Source organism: Ensifer sp. ENS11, from assembly GCF_014851895.1.
Taxonomy (GTDB): Bacteria; Pseudomonadota; Alphaproteobacteria; order Rhizobiales; family Rhizobiaceae; genus Ensifer; species Ensifer canadensis.
The window spans coordinates 1-19,006 of sequence record NZ_JACVAN010000025.1 but is presented as its reverse complement, the minus strand read 5'-3'; the positions used below and the strand labels follow the sequence as shown (position 1 = coordinate 19,006).

General features: G+C 58.5%; 17 protein-coding genes. 10 read left to right on the top strand and 7 right to left on the bottom strand.

All coding sequences use genetic code 11. The annotated features are described in order from the left end of the window. Window positions 1–31: 31 nt before the first annotated feature. Complete coding sequence (locus IB264_RS29840; protein WP_063963247.1) at window positions 32–577, bottom strand: class I SAM-dependent methyltransferase; 546 nt, start codon at window positions 575–577, stop codon at window positions 32–34. A gap of 457 nt (window positions 578–1,034) precedes the next feature. Then, window positions 1,035–2,843: an ABC transporter ATP-binding protein/permease gene (locus IB264_RS29835; protein ID WP_038578250.1), complete on the bottom strand. Its 1,809-nt coding sequence runs from the start codon at window positions 2,841–2,843 to the stop codon at window positions 1,035–1,037. A gap of 274 nt (window positions 2,844–3,117) precedes the next feature. Between IB264_RS29835 and IB264_RS29830 the strand changes: the two genes are divergently transcribed. Further along, complete coding sequence (locus tag IB264_RS29830; protein ID WP_192434698.1) at window positions 3,118–3,966, top strand: class I SAM-dependent methyltransferase; 849 nt, start codon at window positions 3,118–3,120, stop codon at window positions 3,964–3,966. 202 nt (window positions 3,967–4,168) lie between these two features. Here IB264_RS29830 and IB264_RS29825 read toward each other — a convergent pair whose 3' ends face one another. Together IB264_RS29825 and IB264_RS29820 are read right to left on the bottom strand one after the other, a co-directional pair. Further along, window positions 4,169–5,467 carry a S41 family peptidase gene (locus tag IB264_RS29825; protein WP_192434696.1) on the bottom strand — a complete coding sequence of 433 codons (1,299 nt, stop codon included), beginning with the start codon at window positions 5,465–5,467 and terminating at the stop codon, window positions 4,169–4,171. 199 nt (window positions 5,468–5,666) lie between these two features. Further along, complete coding sequence (locus IB264_RS29820) at window positions 5,667–6,563, bottom strand: LysR family transcriptional regulator (RefSeq protein WP_192434694.1); 897 nt, start codon at window positions 6,561–6,563, stop codon at window positions 5,667–5,669. A gap of 115 nt (window positions 6,564–6,678) precedes the next feature. Between IB264_RS29820 and IB264_RS29815 the strand changes: the two genes are divergently transcribed. Beyond that, complete coding sequence (locus IB264_RS29815) at window positions 6,679–7,665, top strand: cyclase family protein (RefSeq protein WP_192434692.1); 987 nt, start codon at window positions 6,679–6,681, stop codon at window positions 7,663–7,665. Between the two features lie 256 nt (window positions 7,666–7,921). On the opposite strand, the gene IB264_RS35665 is transcribed toward IB264_RS29815, so the two are convergent. The 3 genes from IB264_RS35665 to IB264_RS29800 form a co-directional block, all read right to left on the bottom strand. Continuing rightward, entirely contained in the window at window positions 7,922–8,239 is a 318-nt protein-coding gene (locus IB264_RS35665) for a FliM/FliN family flagellar motor switch protein (RefSeq protein ID WP_051509231.1), read from the bottom strand. A 161-nt stretch (window positions 8,240–8,400) separates the two neighbouring features. Beyond that, on the bottom strand, window positions 8,401–8,757 hold the full coding sequence (locus IB264_RS29805; RefSeq protein WP_057206424.1) for a hypothetical protein: 357 nt from the start codon (window positions 8,755–8,757) through the stop codon (window positions 8,401–8,403). Window positions 8,758–9,113: 356 nt separating this feature from the next. Further along, the gene (locus IB264_RS29800) at window positions 9,114–9,329 is read right to left on the bottom strand and encodes a hypothetical protein (RefSeq protein ID WP_192434690.1); all 216 of its coding nucleotides are present in this window, start codon (window positions 9,327–9,329) and stop codon (window positions 9,114–9,116) included. A gap of 892 nt (window positions 9,330–10,221) precedes the next feature. Here IB264_RS29800 and IB264_RS29795 point away from each other — a divergent pair. From IB264_RS29795 to IB264_RS29760, 8 genes are all read left to right on the top strand, one after another. Next, window positions 10,222–11,064: an inositol monophosphatase gene (locus IB264_RS29795; protein ID WP_192434688.1), complete on the top strand. Its 843-nt coding sequence runs from the start codon at window positions 10,222–10,224 to the stop codon at window positions 11,062–11,064. Window positions 11,065–11,363: 299 nt separating this feature from the next. Beyond that, window positions 11,364–12,443, top strand: a complete 1,080-nt coding sequence (locus tag IB264_RS29790; protein WP_192434685.1) for an ABC transporter ATP-binding protein — start codon at window positions 11,364–11,366, stop codon at window positions 12,441–12,443. 177 nt (window positions 12,444–12,620) lie between these two features. Then, the gene (locus IB264_RS29785; protein WP_192434683.1) at window positions 12,621–13,754 is read left to right on the top strand and encodes an extracellular solute-binding protein; all 1,134 of its coding nucleotides are present in this window, start codon (window positions 12,621–12,623) and stop codon (window positions 13,752–13,754) included. Between the two features lie 97 nt (window positions 13,755–13,851). Then, entirely contained in the window at window positions 13,852–14,673 is an 822-nt protein-coding gene (locus tag IB264_RS29780) for an ABC transporter permease (RefSeq protein ID WP_192434681.1), read from the top strand. Continuing rightward, window positions 14,673–15,485 (top strand): ABC transporter permease, encoded by an 813-nt coding sequence (locus tag IB264_RS29775; protein ID WP_192434679.1) that lies wholly within the window; start codon window positions 14,673–14,675, stop codon window positions 15,483–15,485. Before IB264_RS29780 ends, IB264_RS29775 begins: the two co-directional genes overlap by 1 nt. Next, window positions 15,482–16,531 (top strand): LacI family DNA-binding transcriptional regulator, encoded by a 1,050-nt coding sequence (locus IB264_RS29770; protein WP_192434677.1) that lies wholly within the window; start codon window positions 15,482–15,484, stop codon window positions 16,529–16,531. The genes IB264_RS29775 and IB264_RS29770 overlap by 4 nt, the downstream gene beginning before the upstream one ends. Before the next feature lie 28 nt (window positions 16,532–16,559). Then, window positions 16,560–17,087: a 2'-5' RNA ligase family protein gene (locus IB264_RS29765; protein ID WP_192434675.1), complete on the top strand. Its 528-nt coding sequence runs from the start codon at window positions 16,560–16,562 to the stop codon at window positions 17,085–17,087. Window positions 17,088–17,593: 506 nt separating this feature from the next. Next, a complete protein-coding gene (locus IB264_RS29760) occupies window positions 17,594–18,724 on the top strand; it encodes a YdcF family protein (protein ID WP_246811853.1) in 1,131 nt (376 codons plus the stop codon). The last annotated feature ends 282 nt before the right edge of the window (window positions 18,725–19,006 follow it).

Here is a 19,006-nt window from a genome sequence, read left to right as displayed (position 1 = left end):
CAACGTTTTCCCGTAGCGGCACGCCAGCGGATCACCACGGTCCATTGACGTAGAGAAAATACTTGTCTTTGCGCGCGCCCGGCGGAAGCGGTAGCGAACGCGTCCCCGCCAGTTCGAGCGGCAAATCGGACAGGACGATGGCATGCGGCGCAAGGACTGCCGGGAGGCATCGGCTCAGTTTGGCGCTTGTCGCAATATTGTTCGCGTTGACATATGAACCCATATCCGCATGCGCCAGGATGACCTGTCTGTCAAAGCGGGTGGCAGCGGCACCAAGCGTATCCTCGATGTCGCCAAGCAGCAAATAGTTCTCTGGCGGCGTGCAGTCGGCGAAACAGTCGATCTCGCGATCCAGAACATAGATCTCGCGCTCCGGGAGATGGATGCGCAAGTGGTCGTAGGTACGACCGTGACCCAGCCCCATCTCGAACACAATGCCCGGACGGTCGGCTATTTCTCGGAAGGCCCATTCGAGGCAGATGTGCTGAGCCTCCAGACGGAACAGCAATGTTTCGAGCCGGGAGTCTTTACGTCTCCCTTCAGCGCGCGGTTCTTTCAGTGTGGCACGTGTCGGCATACTTATCGTCCCTGCGGGTTATGGAATCGAACGCGGCTCGGATGGCTCCAATTGGCGCCGGCGCGGTGGCCTGCAACCGGTGAATGAAAGATATAGGACGAACGTTCGATGTGCCAGTGCCCAGCCTGTGAGGAAAAAATGCACTGATCTCAAGGAACATCTAAATTCCAGGAGGCATCTAAGGTGGACGGGCAACCAGGCTGGCGATTTTGCGACGTTTCTTTGGGGGGCTTCAACGGAGATCCCGACCCCATGAGAAAAGGCCGTGGGCGCGATCCCGACGTACAGGACGGTACGACTGAGGGGCAGCAAAGGGTTGCACTCTGCCGTCTGAAAGGTGCTTTTCCAACGACTGTTGTGTGGCGAAACCGGCCATATCCCCGTCGTGTGAGCGTCGCCATGGCGCTTAGGGTTTCGCCCCCTACCGGTATCACTCCCGCCTTCAGCGCGAGCGCTGTCAATCGACAAGTTGTGGATTGGTGGGGCGCAGGCTCTTTGGCCGGATCAGACGCAACGAACCGCCGGCGGCGTCCTTTTCGAGTTCCAGCACGCGGGTGAAGAAGCCGTTGGCGCGTTCCCTGCGCCCGATGTTGACGATTGCCGCCTTCCCCATTTCCTGGTCGAGGAACGTCATCACCTTGCGATAGGCATCGTCTTCTAGTGTATCCAACGCCTCGTCGATGATCAGCCACCGCGGTTTGTGCAGACCAAGGCGGGCGATCGCCAGAAGACGCATCTCGACCTCGCTCAGATTGAGCTTCTTGCGCATGTCCTGGTCGAGACGATCGGCGAGGCGGCCAAGGCCGACCTTGGAAAGCACGCCGCTAAGTTCGCCGTTCTTGAAGCTGTCTGGCGTCTTCGGGTAGGCAAGCACCTCTTCCAGCGTGCCCGGCGCAAAATACGGCGAGCGGGGAACGAAGGCGAGGCCATCATCGATCGGCAGCGAGATGCGGCCATGCCCCCAGGGCCAGAGACCTGCAATGGCGCGGAAGAAGGGCGCTTTTTCCACCTCCGCCGCACCGGTGACAAGCACGCGTTCACCAGGATTGATGGTGACATTGGGCTCCGAAAGCTTGATGCAGCCGGCGGCCGAGACAATCTCGATATGATCGAACATCATCTGCGGTCCATCAGCCGTAACGAACTCGATGCGCTTGTCGCCTTCATGCCGGTCGTCGACGACGAGCAGGGCTGAGCGGAACGCGGCGACGCGCATCAATGTCGCGCGCCAGTCGGCAATGGCACCGATGTTGTCGACGAACCAGCGCAGCGATGCGTGCACCTGGTTGAAGGCGCCTACGGCCATCATCAGGCCGCCGAAGCTGAGATCGCCGGCAAAATAGACCGGCGAGGCGATGACGATCGGTGCGACAACGGTGATCCAGCCATAACCGGCCGTCACCCAGGTCAGCCGCGTAACGGCGAGCAGCAGGCTCTGGCTGATCTCCAGAACGGACGCCAGATCTGCCTGCAACCGGCGTTTCTCGTTCGTCTCGCCCGATGACAGCGAGACCGCCTCGATGTGTTCGTTGATGCGCATCAGCGAGAAGCGCAGCGACGCCTCGCGTGCGTAGTGTTCGCCGTTGAGCTTGACCAATGGCCGCCCGACGAGCCAGCTCAGCCATGACGCCGTGCCCGCGTAGAGAATGGCAGCCCAGACCATGTAACCGGGGATGTTGATGGCCATGCCCGAGATGTGAAAGACGAAGCCGTCCGACAGCGACCAGAGCACGCCGATGAAGCCGGCGAGCAGGATGCCGGATTGGATCAGCCCAATCGTCAGCCCGGCGGAGAGATCTGACAGATGGCGTGCATCCTCGTGTATGCGCTGGTCTGGATTGATGCCGATGGCGCCTGCATTCGCCAGCCGGAACGCGCGCGCCGGCTTCATCCATTCGTGGATGAGATCGAGTGTCAGGCCCTCGCGGAGCTTCAGCCGAACAAGCTGGCCGAGCCATGTCTGCAGAACATTGAGAACGAGCAAAGCTCCGGCGATCTGGGCGAAGACAACGAGCTGGTGCAGGAAGGCCGGGAGGTCACGTCTTTCCAGCGTGTCGTAGAACGGCTTGTACCATCGATTGAGGATGATCTGACCGAAGGCAGTGGTGACGATGACGGTCAGGATACCAAGGGCGAGCCAGATGATCCGGTTTCGGAGTGGCGAAGCCATGAAGGCTGCATGCATCATCCGTAACTGGGCGCTAAGGGGTTGTTCGTCGTTGGCCTCTACCCGACCATTGTTCTTGCCGTTTGTTGGGTTCGGCATCGATGCGAATCTCTCCGTCACGATCTCCACAGGGGAAATATAGCCTGCCGAGCCCGGTCTCCCTAGCGCCGATTGTCGTTATCCAAATCAGCAGAAGGCAATTTGGGTGGCCCCTGTTGCCCAAGCAACAGCATTCGGGCTGCAAAACTCAATTCAACAAGGGACGACAGTGCGGCACGCGCCCCAAAAGGCATGAAACTGATTGTATCCATATAAAGAGGGTTCATAGTTCCGATCGATGAGACACGAGAGCGCATCCACGGGAGGAACGTGCATGTCCAACAATCTCGACCACATCCGTGAGCAGCAGAAGGATATCTGGGACCGGTTTTCAACCGGCTGGCAGAAATGGGACGAACTGGTTCTGGGCTGGCTCGCTCCGTTCGGCGATGCAATGATCCACCAGGCCAAGCTTAGGGATGGTGACCATGTTCTCGATGTCGCGGCTGGCACCGGCGAACCGGGGTTAACGGCTGCCGCTTTGGTCCCGAATGGTCGAGTGACGGTAACAGACCTGTCCGAGCGCATGCTCCAGGTGGCCGCCGAGAATGCCCGACATCGCGGTCTCAGCAATTTCACGACCGAGATATGCGACGCCGGCAGTCTGCCTTTTGCCGATAAATCCTTCGACGCAGTACTATGCCGGTTCGGGTTCATGTTTTTCCCGGATGTCGGCGCGGCGGCGCGACAATTCAGTCGTGTCGCGAAACCTGGCGCGCGTGTTTGTGCTGCTGTTTGGAGCGGGCCTGAAAAAAATCCCTGGGCGACGACAATAATGGCAACGATCGCGCGGCACGTGACTTTGCCCGCGCCGATGCCCGGCGCGCCCGGCCTGTTTCGTTGCGCAGCCGCGGGCATAATGTCGGCGGCATTCGCCGACGCGGGTTTGCAAGATGTCGATGAGCGGGAGATCTCAACGATGATGGTGCACGAGTCTCCCGAACGGTATTGGACCTTCATGACCGAAATAGCGGCGCCCGTGGTCGCGGGGCTGGCTCAGGCGGACGCCGCGACGCATGAGGCGATCAAAAATGAGGTTCTTGATTTGGCGCGTCAGTCCATGCGCGGCAACAAGGTCGAGTTACGTTCTACTGCGACGATTGTCACGGGAACACGAAGATAAAGGCGGACGAGGACACGGCGGGGGCTTTCAGACACGACCGTGCATGGAGAACACTGTCTGAGGGTCGCGATCAACAATCACCGCACCAGACGCCAGGACTTGAAGTTGCTCGTCGACGAGGTCGTCCGGCTTGGCCGGGAAATCGTCCGGGCGAGCGCAGCTGCCTGAATGGCCCGCAAACCCCAGGGCGTCACGTTCGTTGTCACCGCGTCAGCGACGGTTGACGTGGCGTGACGATGCGGTCCGAGGTGCCGTCGGCCAGAAGCCGAAGCATCTCCGAGACTGCGGCTTCCCGTTGCGGATCTCGGCCGGCGGCATAGGCGAGGGGCAGGGCGACGCGAATGTCCGGGGCGATCCCGTTTCCTTCCAGCCGAACATTGTCGTCGATGACCGCATCGGAAACGGCAATTTCAAGGAGGCTGTCGTCGGGCAATGTATAGGCGCGGCCAGCCAACAGCGCGCCGGCGGTCCGCTCGCCCACAAGCGGAATGCCATTGATCTTCAGCGCGTAGGCGAAAAGCTCGAGCCCGCTGCGGGTGCCCTCATCGACCAGCGCCACCACCGGACCGCGCCAGCGAACATTTGCCAGCGTGTCCTTTCCGCGCCGCGGGATCAATCGGAACGACGGCGTGTCGCCGACGAATAGTTCGGCGGCGTCCGCAGCGCCACCGCCCCAGCGCCCGCGGAGGTCGACGATCACCCCGTCGACATTGCTCAGGCGACCGGTCGAAAGCTCGCGCTCCACGATATCAAGCCCATCGCGCGTCGAGAGGGTCCAGAACCTCACATAGCCGATCTTTTGCCCGTCCCGTTCGCTCACTGCGACGCTGTTTTCGATCGCCTTTTCGAATGTTGGGAGCGGACGCAGCCGTTCGACCGCAACCTTGACGCCTATCGGCGCCGCATCGGCCCTGCGGCGGAGACGGATGTCAACCGATTGCCCGACCTTGCCTTGAAAGGAGGCGATCTCACGATAGGGCTTACCATCGACGGCAAGGATCTCGTCGCCCATGACGATCCCGGCCTTTGCTGCCGGAGAACCATCATAGACATCGGTCACGAACCGGACATCGCCTATCAACTGCGTGACCATGCCGATGCCGGCGTAGCTCACTTCTCCATCGGGCGGAAACAACCGACGCAGGTCATCACGGATAGCGAAGCGGAAGATGTCGCTCAACTCGAAGTACGCAATCGTGTCCGATTTGAAACGGCCATTGTGGGAGGCTTGCAGGCTGGCCAGCGCCGTTTCGATAGCCGCATCCACGCGGGCCGTGGAACCCGTCGTGGACAGCGCGGGTGCCGCGCTTTCGATTTCTTTTTTTGCCGCGGCGTTGAAGCGATCGAGCGCATTTTCGTCGTGAAACTCCGAATTCACCAACGTGATGACGCGGTCGAAGACCGGATCGCCCGACCGAGGCACGTCGGTCGCAAAGGCGCTCACGGATATGAACGCCAGCAGGATCGGGGTTTGTGCGGCCCTGAGTATCGCATTGCGCATCGGCGGATTTCCGGTTCGTTTCCACTCATTATCGGTCGAAGCGCGGCGGAGGCGAGGCCCGGCATTGCAAAATTGCGTGATCGCCGGTGTGAGGCACTGGCTGCACCGCGCGCCATGGCGTCCAGTTTTAGAGATGGCGATGGTAGGAGGTCGTAAGGGGCCGATGCTGATCACTTTGCCCGTCAGCTAAAAGCCTGGTCTAGAAACCGGCTTTCCGTAGCTCGCCGGCTAGAAATTCGGTAAAAACCTTCACTTTTGACTGCAGAAGGCGGTTGGTCGGGTAGACCGCGTAGATGCTGCGCCGGGCAAGTTTTTGCTGCGGCAAAATCCGCACGAGCTTGCCGCCATCAAGCGGCGGGTTGGCGATGAAGGACGGCAAGGCACCGATGCCGATGCCGGATTGGATCATCTGACACAACATTAGACTATTGTCCGCGACGAAACGCGCGGGCAATTCGATGCTTGTCGTCCCATCGGGACCTTCCAGCACCCAGCTCCCCGGTTGGTCGGCAAGCCGGTAGGCGAGGCAATGATGATGCTTGAGATCGCTGACCTCGGTCGGGGTGCCATTTGCCGAGAGATAGGCAGGCGCTGCACAGATGAATTGCTCGACTTCACCAAGCCGCCTGGCAATCAAGGATGAATCCGTAAGCGTCGCGCGCACGCGGATGGAAACGTCGAAGCCCTCGGAGACGACGTCGAGCACGTGGTCATCGAGCGTCATATCCACCTTCAATTGCGGGTGAAGCATCATGAAGCGGGCAAGCATCGGTGCGAGAACGGTCAGTCCGAAAGACAGGGGAGCATTGATCCGGAGCCGGCCATTGATTTCGCCGGTTTCCCCGGATGTCTTCCGCTCGAGATCGTCGAGCTCGTCGAGCAGCCTGCAACATTCGGTGAAATAGCTGCGTCCACTTTCCGAGAGGCTCATGCGGCGCGTTGTGCGCACGATCAGCACTGTGCCGAGCCGCGCCTCGAGCTGCCGGATTTGCTTGCTGATCGACGCATTCGATTGTTGCTGCTCTTCGGCCGCCTTGCTGAAGCTCTGCAACTCGATGACGCGACGGAACGAGCGCATGGCGGCCAACAGATCCATATTTTCTCCTGAGTAAATTATGTTTTCTGACTGTCGCCGATTATTCGCGATGGGGCTAGCAATAAGGTGGACCCAGCTTCCCGATTTCAGGGAAAGCGAGAAGAAGGAGTTCATCATGTTCGATACGAAAGTTCTCAGCCGCGCCTTGGCTGCCTCCCTCATCGCCGGCCTCGTTGGCAATGCGGCTCTCGCACAAGAGGTCGGCAAGAGCCCCTGGGGGCCAAAGGATGAGATCGGGCGCCTCAATCTGATCACGCCGGAATCCCGCACTGCGATCCTCTCGCGGATTGATGGAGGCAGGTCCTACGATCTAGCGGTGGAGTATTTCATCGGCATGCCAAGCTGGGAGGCGGCGGGCGATCCGCCATACCAGATGTGGATGACCCACACACCGCATGGCACCGCCGTTTCCGACCCGATGAAAGTCGGCAAGGAGATGAACGAGCATGTCAGCTACACAGGCTCGGCCGTGTCGATGTATGCACACATGGGCACACATATCGATGCACTCAATCATTTTGGCTTGAACGGCAAGATCTGGAACGGTTATGCCGCCACCGAATACCTTGGCGACCAGGGCTGGACTGTCACAGGCGCCGAGAAGCTGCCGCCGATCATTGCGCGCGGGGTCATGGTCGATGTCGCTGCAGCCAAGGGCATGCAGATGTTGCCGGACAACTATCGGGTGACGCGCAAGGATCTGCAGCAGGCGCTCGACCGCCAAGGCGTGAAACTGAAGCAGGGCGATGTCGTGCTCATCCGCACCGGGCGCATGCAGCATTACGACAACGCATCGGCCTACATGAACAACCCTCCGGGGCTGAGCATCGACGCGGCGAAGTTCCTGGTCGAGGATGGCGGCGCCATGGTGGTGGGTGCCGACAACCTCAGCTTCGAGGCGTTTCCTGCCGAAACTGAGAACAATTACATTCCGGTGCACACCTATCTGCTCGCCCAGCAGGGCGCGCCGATCATCGAGCTCGTCAATCTCGAAGGGTTGTCGAAGGATCGCATCTATGAGTTCGCATTTGTCGGCGCGTCCTTGAAATTCCGCGGCGCGGATGCGGCGCCAATCCGCCCGGTGGCCCTGCCGCTTCGATAGGATCGGGTACCAGGCGTCCACAAGTGGCCAACCGAGACGCCGTGGGAAAAGCTCGCGGCGCTCTTGTTACGTCTCGAGTCCTGTTTGATGGGCGACGACCTCGGTAAGGCCGTGCCCCTGGCGACGGCAACAGGCTGACACTGCTACGCCTTGCCCATTCGGCGTTCGTTCCAGTCCTGCCATACTTGTTCGAAATACAACCGAATATTGCATTTGCGGCATGGCTGGTTTCACGGCTGAAACCGGGCGATTTCAATTACCGGCGCCTGCCGTGAGAAATCTCTACGATCTTCACGCCGATGGCGGTCTTGGATTCGTTGAAAACGATCTCACCTCGGCCAATGACCGTGCCATTGACCTTGAGGTCGACCGGGTCTCCAAAATTTGTATCGAGATCTATGTGATCATCCCGATGCAGCTTGGAAAGCTGGGCCACAGTCAGCCTGCTGCGGCCAAGGACTACCTCGATGACAAGCGGGATGCCCTGTACGGCATGTTCGCCAATCGGGGCGCTTTCTAATGGAACAGGGCCGGTTTCGATCTCCGGCACGCCATTGTAAAAAGTTTCGTTCATCATCATGCACCACCCAAAAACACTGGTTTACAAGTCCTTAACGAAAGGGTTGCGCCAGTTCGCCATGACAGGCAATGGCACCGGGGAGGGCAGGGCCCGTGCGCCTTCCGTGAGCGTTAACAATCCATTAACATCCACAAAGGCGACGTCGGAAACGCGTCCTAGAGTGTCATTGCGGACCAACTTCCTTCCCGCTTTTCGAACCCTATCGCCCGGCGACCATCAGGCAGCTTGTCACCGAGTCGGACGACATAGACATATCCGCCATAGACCATCAGCCCGCGATCGCCGTCGCTGAACACAATCTCGAACTTTGGAGGGCTCGGGGCAACCGTGCCTTTTGAAGGGTCGGTATCAGGCGCGAGTTCCACGGAAGCGTCGCTCCAAGGCAAACTGGGCGCCGGTGCGACATAATAAATCGCGGTCAAGGCAGATAGGCTGCAGATAGAAATTGCCGCAATCTGCGAGGAAATGCCGTTGGGCCTCATGACATTCGGGTGAAACGTGGCTGCGGCCAATATGCAGTCCTCCTATATTTTACTGATGCTTGCGGCGGCGGGTTGAGGAGGCGGCCGGTCGATTTGCGGCCAATGGATCTGTCTCGGACCTTTGCTTGACGATGCGACTCAGATGCCTCGGCGCTCCATGCGAAACATTTCACCCTGACCCTGACAGGACAACGCGATCGACAGCGGTTTCCACATCTTTCGATTGCCTTCGAAAGGCGTCCACACTCAGGAGCGATCCAAGCGCATGCGCCGTCAAGCTCTCCAACTCATCGCATTCGCAAGCGTTGCGTCAGCCGTCGATTGATCGATACGCATTCAACGTTCAATGAAGGACGCCGATTACTCTCCTCCGGGCGAGCTGTGCGTCACCAGTTGCCGGGGTCGGCGGTGTGATCGACACTGGCAAACTCGTCGGCCTTTTTCCGATCCAGCGTGAGGGCAGTGGTGATCTTTGCCTCATCTGTGACCGAATAGGACAGAGGCGGCGGCCGATTGGTCAGCTCCTGATACATGAGCAAGGCAGCCTCCTCGGCGGTATCAGCCGCGAACTCTTCGTTGATAGTGACGGTGAACTTATGCATAGCCTTCTCTGTGCTCTTTCGACGCCCCGCACCCAAACGCGATTGTAGCGTCTCTGGAGACCCCGGTATATCCATGCGCCTCGATATGCTCGCATGCACTAATGGCCGCGTTCATCGCCACCCCGCTTTCCCCGGAGGATGACGTTAAGTTATCGGCAGCATCGCTGATCACGCCCAGCGCCAGGTTCACAGCCATCGTAGCGAACCCTGGCTGCGGTCACATTGCAGATCTGCCTTGAAGAGGTGGGCGGCGCCCATCGCTTGGCGGCAAGCGGGCGCCGCCCTCGTCGCGAAGGCGTGCGACGTCGCGTTGGCGGGGAAGCCACGCCCGGGAATATTAGAAAGCGCGGCAACGCCAATCTATACCTCATTGAGGCACTTCCGATACCTTGGTCGACGTAAGCTGGTCCACGCGGCGGCGCTTCTGCTACGCCTGCCCGCGCGAATTGGAACAGGCCGCATAGAATCGTGAACAGCCCGAGACCCATGAGGGCAAAATTCGCCACAGTACATCGTCAAAAGTGCCGGCAAAGTCTTTGCCGGTCGATCACATTATTTCCGCGATCGACCAGCGGTTAACTGATTGGGTTAGGAACGGACCTGATCACCGAACTTGAGATTGGCGGGCTTTTCCAGAATGTGGTCCTGACCAACGTTCTTCATTTCTGTGGTCGACGTTGAGCCATCGACGATATCCATCACACGCCCCGTCTCCTCGATCCAACGCGCCGCAGTTCAGCGGCGATCCGCTGTCTGCCCGCTACGCTTCGAATCTGGAAAGCCTCTTTGGTGCACTGCCATGTCCACCACGGCAGCCCACAGTGGTCCTTGACTTCCAATGCACAGCTGTGCAGATATTCGCATTCTGAGTTGTAGGTAAGAGTAAGCGGCGATGAGCGCAATTTCCAACAGACTTGAATCGCGGGCAGTTTTCTTGCGAGGTCTCATTCAATCGGCTGGCGAACTCGTCATGCAAGGGTTCGGCGCGTCGAGGCAGATAGAGATCAAGGGGCCGCAGGACTATCTGACAGAGACCGACGCGTTGTGCGAAGCGTTTATCCGTCAACAATTGGCGGCAGAGTATCCTGAAGACGCTTTCTTCGGCGAAGAGACCGGAGGTCACTCAGGTGACAATATTTGGGTCGTCGATCCAATTGATGGCACGGCAAATTTTGCTCGCAACATTCCGCATTTCTGCATCTCCATTGCCTTCGTCTCGCAGGGGCGAACTGAAATAGGAGCGATCTACAATCCGTCGCTAGAGGAGATGTATTTCGCGCGACGCGGGATGGGAGCGACCTTGAACGATCGACCAATCCAGGCTGCTCAGACGTCTGTTCCGGAAGTTGCATCGATCGAGTTCGGCTGGTCGGCACGTGTGCCAAACATCTCATACATGAGGGTGCTTGATGCCTTGCTCGACGCAGGCTTCAATGCCCGCCGAGCCGGTTCTGGGGCGCTTGGTCTGGCCTATGTCGCAGATGGACGAAGTGACGGTTATGCCGAAATCCATATGAATAGCTGGGATTGCTTGGCCGGGCTCTTATTGGTTGAGGAGGCGGGCGGTCGCGTCTGCCCATTTTTGGAGCTTGGAACGATCGAGACGGGAGGTCCGGTCCTTGCATCCGCTCCCCGGATCGCGGCGGTGCTTAGTTGCGCAACCGGCATTGCGCTTGCCGAAAGTGAAGATCGTTGCGAGGACGAAGGTCGTGCTGAGGTGCAGCAGGCCGGCTAGAAGCGGTTATCTCGACTAATTCTCCTGTCTCGATTGGTTCTCGCTGCAAGTGATGGCGTGTGAGGATCGTGTCTCGGCTGCTTTGTGCAACGCCCGAGAAAAATTGCCTTTAGGGAGCGCCTTTGCGGCGTCAATCGACGCTCGCCTCTGCGAGGGCGCATGTCAGCTTCAGGCGGAATGCCGCGAAACGAAAATACTTCGCATTGGCGTTATTCCTCTTGCGCACTACAGGCGTTGGTGTTTTGATGTGTTTGCACGGCTGTGCAACGGTTCTGCTTAGCCGACCTTGGGAGGGGACTATGGGTGGATTTCTGGAGATTGCTGAGACGCGCGTTCGCTACGGCGAAGTGGAAGTCCTGAAAGGGATCAATCTCTCGGTTGCCAAGGGTGAATTTGTTGCACTCCTCGGTTCGTCGGGCTGCGGCAAAACCACTCTCTTGCGCACAATCGCCGGCTTCAACGCTCCGGCTGCGGGCGCGATAAAAGTAGCCGGACGTGACGTCACCCGTCAGCCGCCGGACAAGCGCGGCATGGCTTTGGTGTTTCAGTCCTACGCGCTGTGGCCGCATATGACAGTGGATCAGAATATCGGCTATGGGCTCAAGCTCAGGCGGATGTCGACTGCAGCAGCGGCAGCGCGTGTGGCTGAGATGAAGGCACTCCTGGGGCTCGAAGCGCTCGGTCAGCGTAAACCGGCGGCGCTTTCTGGGGGACAGCGGCAGCGCGTGGCGCTCGGCCGAGCGCTGGCGATCAACCCTGAAATCCTGCTCCTCGATGAGCCATTGTCCAACCTCGATGCACGCATCCGGCTAACGGTCCGCCATGAGATCAGTGCCTTGCAACGGCGGCTCGGTATCACGGCGGTACACGTAACCCATGATCGCGAGGAAGCCATGGTGATGGCTGATCGGATCGTCATCATGAACGGTGGTGAGATAGCGCAGGCTGGGACCCCGCAGGAGGTTTACAATCGTCCTGGGTCCGACTTCGTGGCCGCATTCATGGGCGCTGAAAATATCATCGACATTGACGTCCAAGTCAGTGGCGACCGGATCGAGTTGGCCGAAGGGCCACACAACAGTGCCGCATCTCTTTCAGCCAAGCATCACACCGTCCGCAGTGGCCCGGCGATTGCGAGGTTTCGCAGTGAGGCAATCAACCTAGAGGCTGCGGACGGCAAGGCGCCGACCGCACCTACAGGTGCCTTGTTTTTGAAGGGTTTCGTCGAACAATCGAGCTATCCAGGCGGTCTTTGGCGGCATGTCGTCATGCTCGGGGCGAGCAAGGTGATTGTCGATGCGCAGGAGCGATTTGAGATCGGAAGCAGTGTTCGTGTGCGCGTTCCCGAAGAGTCACTGTTCATATTCGCCCGAACCTAGCGTGAGGGCGTAACGGGGGAGGCGGAAGCCCTCCGTACTACCGGAGCAGGCGACCTTGGCCTCTCTCGGACGAGGTAAGGCGAGACCGGTTTGGTCTCGGGAGAAGCGATCTTCGTATTTCATTGCGCTGATCGCCAGGGATACCGAACTGACAATCACACATTGGGAGGTTTTGTGATGAAAGCATTTCTAAGCGCAGCAGCCGTGCTTGGCGTAACCGCCTCGTCGCCCATGGCGGCGGAACTGACAGTTATCACTGCCGGTGATCAGAACATGGTCGACTATATCAATGAATACCTCGGTCCGCTGTTCGAAGCGCAAAACCCAGGCAATACCGTGCGTGCAGTCGGTACCGGACCAGGGGATGCTGGCTCGCAGAAGATCCTTGAACGGTTTGACGCTCAGTCAAAGGCAGGAACGGCGACCTGGGACGCAGACGTTGCGGTGGTTCACGAAAAGTTTGCAGGCCCGATGGTCGAGCAAGGCTTTCTCGAGAAGTACCGGGACAGGATTGCAAGCGGTGCGCTCGTGACGCGTGGCAACGCCAAAATGGCGCTCGGTGCGAATGTCGATGGTTTTGTAATGCCCATGTTTAACAGCCAGACAGCGCTTGCCTACAACCCAGCTCTCGTTTCCGCCCCTCCGAAGAGCTACGAAGAGCTGGTGACGTGGGCCAAGGAAAATCCCAAGCAGTTCGGTTACAACGGAATCAAGGGTGGTGCCTCTGGCGTCAGCTTTGTCATGGGTTGGGTCTATGCGTTCAGCGGTGACGCCGACAAGTTGATCAACGGTCCCTTTGATGAGGCGGAAGCGCCCAAGTGGTCCGATGCATTTGCCAAACTCAAGGACTTCTCCACCAATGCCACACTGACCCCAGGTAACGCCGGGACGCTCGACATGCTGAGCCGCGGCGAGATCGCTATCGGTCCGGTTTGGGTTGACATGTTCTATTCCTGGAAGGCCAGCGGCCAGTTGCCGCCGGAAATGAAGCTCGTCCTTCCGTCGCCGGGTATGCCGGGACAGCCGATGCACTATGTCATCCCGGCCAAGAGCCCGAACAAGGAACTCGCTGAAAAGTTCGTTGATCTCGCGACGAGCCCGAAGGTTCAGGCCGAGGGGATCGTTAAGCGCTTCAACTGGTATCCGGGCATCGATGCCAAACATGTCGAAGCCGAGCTCGACAAGGAAACATGGGCAAAACTGTTCACTGACATTTCGCCCGAGGATCTCGCTGCAAATGGCAAGGCGTTCCCGATCGCATCCTACAACAAGGCGATCCTGGAGGCCTACGAGCGCCAAGTCGGCAATTGATCCAGCGGCGTCGCGGCGGGTCCGTCGCGACGCCTTTCACCTCATCCATCGGTGATCCATTTGTTGGCGCGCCGCGAAGTTGCAATCGGGTGATTACATGCCGATCCATATCATTGGCCTTCTGCTCGTCGCGCCGACCCTGGCCGTCGTGTTGCTGCTGTTTATAGTGCCACTCTTCAGTTCGATCACCGGTGCGTTTGATGTTGCGGGCAGCTTCGGACTGGGCAATTTCGTCAAGGCGTTCGAACTTTACAGCGGCGACGTGCTGTTTACCCTCGTCATTGTCACGCTCTCATCCGCGCTCATCGGTCTCCTGTCGGTAGCGATCGGCGGCTACTTGACACTTGGTTCGAACCCGCGCGCCGTCGCTATTCTCCGCTGGCTCTATCGGTGGCCGCTCTTCGTTCCTTTCATCGTCGTCGGTCAGGTGCTGCGTACATTTCTCGCTAAAAACGGCTTGATGAACAGCATGCTGGTTGAAAGCGGGCTCCTCTCCGCATCGCAGACGATGAGTTTCCTTGATTGGCGCGGCATCGTCATCGCCTTTGTCTGGAAACAGACGCCATTCGTGACCCTGCTGCTTGCCGGAGCGATGGCATCGCTCGACCGATCGACGATCGAATCCGCGCGAAACCTGGGCGCTGGGCGTCTTCGCATACTCGTGGAGATCATCCTGCCGCAGGTGCTGCCGACATTGATGGTGGGACTTATCCTCAGTTTCGTCACCATGATGTCGGTGCTGTCCGTGCCGATGATGATCAATGCCCAATCGCCGACCATGATCACTGCGAACATGGCTTTCCGGATCAACGCCTATGGCGATTACGGCGTGGCCAATGCGCTCGGTGTGATTTCCTTGCTGACAACCAGTGCCGTCGCCTGGGTCTATCTCAGACAAACAATGAAGGAGCACCGCTGATGGAGCGCCGCTTCGATCTTTACTGGATTCCTCGTGGCCTCGGTTTGGGATTGCTTGCATTCGCAATCTTCGGACCGCTGACAAACCTTGTGCTTTGGGCGGTTGCCGAGCGGTGGTACTTTCCTCATGCGCTGCCGCTGCAATATGGCTTCTCATACTGGGTGAATGTCTTCTCGCCGCGAGGCAATGCGACGACCTCGCTCATCATGAGCGTCGTCATAGCATCGCTGACGGTCGTTGTTTCGATCGGCCTTGCGATCCCAGCCGGCTATGCGCTCGCGAGGCTTCGGCTGCCGTTTCGCGGCCTGATCCTCTTGATCCTCTTGATCCCGCAAGCCTTCCCCAACCTGCCGGTCTACGTCAATATTGCCCGTATCTTCTATCAAATCGGGTTGAACGGGACGGTGCTCGGCGTCGTTTTGGTGCATGTCACGCACGGGCTTGTCTATGCGGTATGGATTGCGACGGCCGCCTTTTCGGCCATAGACAGAGAGCTGGAGGAGGCGGCCCGTTCGATGGGAGCGTCAGCGCTAAGGGGGTTCGTCGATGTGACACTGCCGATCGCCGCGCCCGGCCTGCTCGCCAGTGCCATCTTCGTCTTCCTGGAATCTCTCGACGAGTTCACGGGCACCTATTTCGTCGGAGCGCCGGATATTTCTACCTTGCCGCTTCTGCTTTATACCGCAGGTTCCGGTGGCAATTATCAGATAGCGTCGATCACCGCCCTTATCTTGCTGGTACCTTCAATCGCGTTCATGTTCGTTGTTGAACGGTTCCTGCGGGCGGACGTGTTATCGAAGGTGGGGCGATGAACGAAGGGACGGATGGCGCGGAAGGCTACGGTCTTCCGCGCTACATCAGTGCGCACGAAGTGGCGGAGAGAGCGGGCGTTTCCCGCTCTGCGGTCTCGCGTACATTCACACACGGAGCAAGCGTGTCGAAAGCAACACGCGAAAAGGTAATGAAGGCGGCCGAAGAACTCGGCTACCAAGTCAACGATCTCGCTCGCGGCCTGCTTGCCAACCGCAGCCAACTCGTCGGCATGATTGCCTCCGACCCGGAGACGCCTTTTCGAACCCTTCAGATCTCGGCACTATCACGACAATTGGTCGAGCGCGGTCGTGTCCCGGTGCTCATTCCGACCGATACGTCGGAGACGGCCTCGCAGGCCTCGCATGCGACACTGTTGCGTTACCGGGCGGAGGCTACCATCGTCCTGTCCGGCATGCCTTCGAAGGCATTTATCGAGCTTGCACAACGCAACGGACAGCCACTGATTGCGGTTGGCCGTAACGAAGAGGGCCCGGATCACGTACGCATCAACAACGCGCGGGCAGCTGAAACGGCGGTGCAAATATTTGCCGTGCGCGGCATGCGCCGCATCGGTCTTGTTACGTCGCATGTCGGCAGCCCGAACCTGATCGAGCGAGAGCACGCTTACATTCAGCGCGCGGGCGAACTCGGACTCGAAGTCCTTGTCGAGCGTGCCGATCGTACCGACTATGACGGTGGCTATCTCGCAGCCTCATCCCTGTTGGCGCGGGCCGCCGAAGGTGTCTTCTGCGTCAATGACCTGATGGCATTCGGTTTGATCGACTATGCCCGAAACGTGCTCGGCGTTTCGATCCCCAATGATCTCTCTGTGATCGGATTCGACGACGTGCCCGAGGCGCGTTGGGGAGCCTATCGACTGACGACCTTCCAACAGGATGCCGATAGGTTGGCGTCCGAAATCATCCGTGTGCTTGAGGCGCGTTTGAACGACCCCGGGGCACCATCGATCGTGAGCCAACTCGATCTGCCGCTGATCTTCCGCAACACCGTCAAGCCGCTCGAGAGTGGCCGGGCTGGTGGTTGAACAACTGTCTTTGCAGGAACTCATTTGCATGAGCGATTACCATTCGATTTGGCTGATGCCTGCAGCAGGTGACCTCAATTATTTCCGCGGAATCGTGAGCAGCCTCAGTGCGCAATTCGGGACGGACCTGTTCTGCCCGCACCTGACACTCGTGGAGGACATGCCGCGAAGAAGCGATGAGCTCGCTCGATTGGTTGATCGGGTGGTCGCAGGGCGCTCGGCCTTTACGTGCGCTGTCGCCGACATCACCGGTACGACGCTGTTCTATCGATCGCTCTATGCGGCATTTGCCAAGCAAGGAGACCTCCTGGCACTGAAGGAACACGCGATCGAGGTATTTAGAAAAGGGGACATCACGAGTTTCACGCCACATATCTCTCTCGCGTACGGCGTTCCATCCGGCGAAGAAAAGGATGCAGCCATTGCAACACTTTCGCGCGCGTTAACCGGGCGCAGTGTCACTTTCGATTCTGTCGTCGTTGCAGCGTCGGCGCAGAGCATCCCGATTGCGGATTGGAAGATCACCTCACGGCATGCGCTGCAATCCTGTTCCTGAGGCAGGATTGCATCGTTCGACGTAGCAATGCGGTGGCGGTGAGGTGGCGCCCCTGCCTCGGCGACAGGTTTAAGGTGACGAAGTCTTGGTCATTCGAGGCCTGCCCAGAGTCAAGCGCTGATCATCTCCAGATGAAACACCCGGAGGTTATGGAGGCAATCGGGGCCCAAGTACCCAAGCCATTGTCATACTGGCCTATTAAGGTTGGCTGTTGGTGTGAAAATACCAATACAGTACCACTCAACGATTTGCCCTCAGTCCCCAACACCGCCAGGCCGTCCATCCTGACATTTCGTATCATATTGTATTATAATTTCTATTTCTGGTTCTTCTGCCAATGATTTGGGGATTCATGGCCGTTGACTGGACAAGTGGTCGGTTGTTGGTATTACTACATGAGCCGGACCTCTCTTATGGCTGTAACGGTTCGGTCGTGATCACGGAAAATACATTTCGATCCGGTCGTCAGTAGGCTCGGCCGGTCAGCGGAGAACTGGGAGAGTTAAATGAAGCTGAGATCCATTTTTGCCGTCATGACGGGACCGATCAAGGTCGCACCAGCTGCCACACGCGCGCAGGGTAGGGCGAGACGCTACATTCTGGGCGTCCTGGCAGCAACGGCCTGCTTTATTTCGGCCGTTCCAGTCAGTGCCTTTGATCAGGCCAATGCCGACCGCATCAAGCAGTTGGTCGACACGGGCATGCAATATTACTGGTCGGGCGGCGACGTCAAAAAAGCCGAAGCCGAGGTCTTCAAGGGGATCACCCTGCACGGCAAATACGATGTCGTGGAGGCGGCTTTCAAGGAGGCGTCGACGTTAGCTCCTGAGCGACTGGATTTTCAGTACGCCGTCGCATCGACCCAGATCATTCAGAAAAAACTGGACGAGGCGCAGACGACATTCCAGGGGATCCTCGATAAAGATCCGACGGCCTTTGACGCCCAAAGCTGGTTGGAGGCCATTGCTCGGATTCGTGGCGATGAGACCAACGTGGCGCTCGCTCATCAAGCTCTCGCAGGGCTCGATCGCGAACAAGCAGAGGTGTATCGCAAGCGTTTTATCCGCGCAGAGCAGATCATGGCAGAAAAGCCAAACTTCGATGTACCGACGCTGCCTGGCAAGGTGATGGTGGTCGCGCTCGGATATGCGTTGGCGGACGACGGCACAGCCCAGCAAACTCTGCTTGACCGCCTCGAAGTGACATTGAAAGCTGCTGAAGCTAATCCCACAGCGCTCGTGATGGTGAGTGGCGGAGTGCCGAAGAACGGCGTCACCGAGGGCGACATCATGTCTAAGTGGCTGGTCGACAAGGGCATCAGCCGTGATCGCATCATCATTGAGGACAAATCAAAAGATACGATCGGCAATGTTGTCAACGCTGCCAATCTCCTGGTGCGGCACCAGGCCGATACCGTAATTTTGGTGACAAGCTCAAGCCATATGCGCCGTGCTCGTACGGTCATGGAAGATGCCCTGACGCAACGTGATTTGCCGACCACTGTCGTGCCACTGAATGCGCTGGACGCACCGTCTCAGGAGGAGGCAGCAAAGGTGGGCGCTGACGAACGGTTGGTAATCTACCGGGATCTGATGCGTGTATCGGGTGTCTGGGCTTACCCTGGGCTTCAACAGTAGTCGTTTTCCCACGGCAACAGAATGCTATGAACAGATTGCGCGTCCCAATCCATACTTGAGATGGAGGGGCGCGTAAGCTGGCTCAGTGGGTCACTCTGAACGACCCGCAGTAAGGCGCGTCGAAGTTCCATAAGATACCTTATGCGATCAGATGTTGTAGCCGCAAAGTTGAAGTGTCCTGATCCTGCAAAGTAAGAATGTCACTCTCCCCGGGTTTTGATGACCTGGGAGATTGCGGATGGGATTGATTGCGATGAGCGAGCGTGACCTGCAGCGGATTGA

What these genes read in the sequence shown, in the direction of transcription:
- IB264_RS29820 (WP_192434694.1), bottom strand. Translation starts at nt 6,563, where the DNA reads ATGGATCTGTTGGCCGCCATGCGCTCGTTCCGTCGCGTCATCGAGTTG.
- IB264_RS29835 (WP_038578250.1), bottom strand. Translation starts at nt 2,843, where the DNA reads ATGCCGAACCCAACAAACGGCAAGAACAATGGTCGGGTAGAGGCCAAC.
- IB264_RS29830 (WP_192434698.1), top strand. Translation starts at nt 3,118, where the DNA reads ATGTCCAACAATCTCGACCACATCCGTGAGCAGCAGAAGGATATCTGG.
- IB264_RS29840 (WP_063963247.1), bottom strand. Translation starts at nt 577, where the DNA reads ATGCCGACACGTGCCACACTGAAAGAACCGCGCGCTGAAGGGAGACGT.
- IB264_RS29795 (WP_192434688.1), top strand. Translation starts at nt 10,222, where the DNA reads ATGAGCGCAATTTCCAACAGACTTGAATCGCGGGCAGTTTTCTTGCGA.
- IB264_RS29760 (WP_246811853.1), top strand. Translation starts at nt 17,594, where the DNA reads ATGAAGCTGAGATCCATTTTTGCCGTCATGACGGGACCGATCAAGGTC.
- IB264_RS29800 (WP_192434690.1), bottom strand. Translation starts at nt 9,329, where the DNA reads ATGCATAAGTTCACCGTCACTATCAACGAAGAGTTCGCGGCTGATACC.
- IB264_RS29770 (WP_192434677.1), top strand. Translation starts at nt 15,482, where the DNA reads ATGAACGAAGGGACGGATGGCGCGGAAGGCTACGGTCTTCCGCGCTAC.
- IB264_RS29765 (WP_192434675.1), top strand. Translation starts at nt 16,560, where the DNA reads ATGAGCGATTACCATTCGATTTGGCTGATGCCTGCAGCAGGTGACCTC.
- IB264_RS35665 (WP_051509231.1), bottom strand. Translation starts at nt 8,239, where the DNA reads ATGAACGAAACTTTTTACAATGGCGTGCCGGAGATCGAAACCGGCCCT.
- IB264_RS29790 (WP_192434685.1), top strand. Translation starts at nt 11,364, where the DNA reads ATGGGTGGATTTCTGGAGATTGCTGAGACGCGCGTTCGCTACGGCGAA.
- IB264_RS29775 (WP_192434679.1), top strand. Translation starts at nt 14,673, where the DNA reads ATGGAGCGCCGCTTCGATCTTTACTGGATTCCTCGTGGCCTCGGTTTG.
- IB264_RS29780 (WP_192434681.1), top strand. Translation starts at nt 13,852, where the DNA reads ATGCCGATCCATATCATTGGCCTTCTGCTCGTCGCGCCGACCCTGGCC.
- IB264_RS29785 (WP_192434683.1), top strand. Translation starts at nt 12,621, where the DNA reads ATGAAAGCATTTCTAAGCGCAGCAGCCGTGCTTGGCGTAACCGCCTCG.
- IB264_RS29825 (WP_192434696.1), bottom strand. Translation starts at nt 5,467, where the DNA reads ATGCGCAATGCGATACTCAGGGCCGCACAAACCCCGATCCTGCTGGCG.
- IB264_RS29815 (WP_192434692.1), top strand. Translation starts at nt 6,679, where the DNA reads ATGTTCGATACGAAAGTTCTCAGCCGCGCCTTGGCTGCCTCCCTCATC.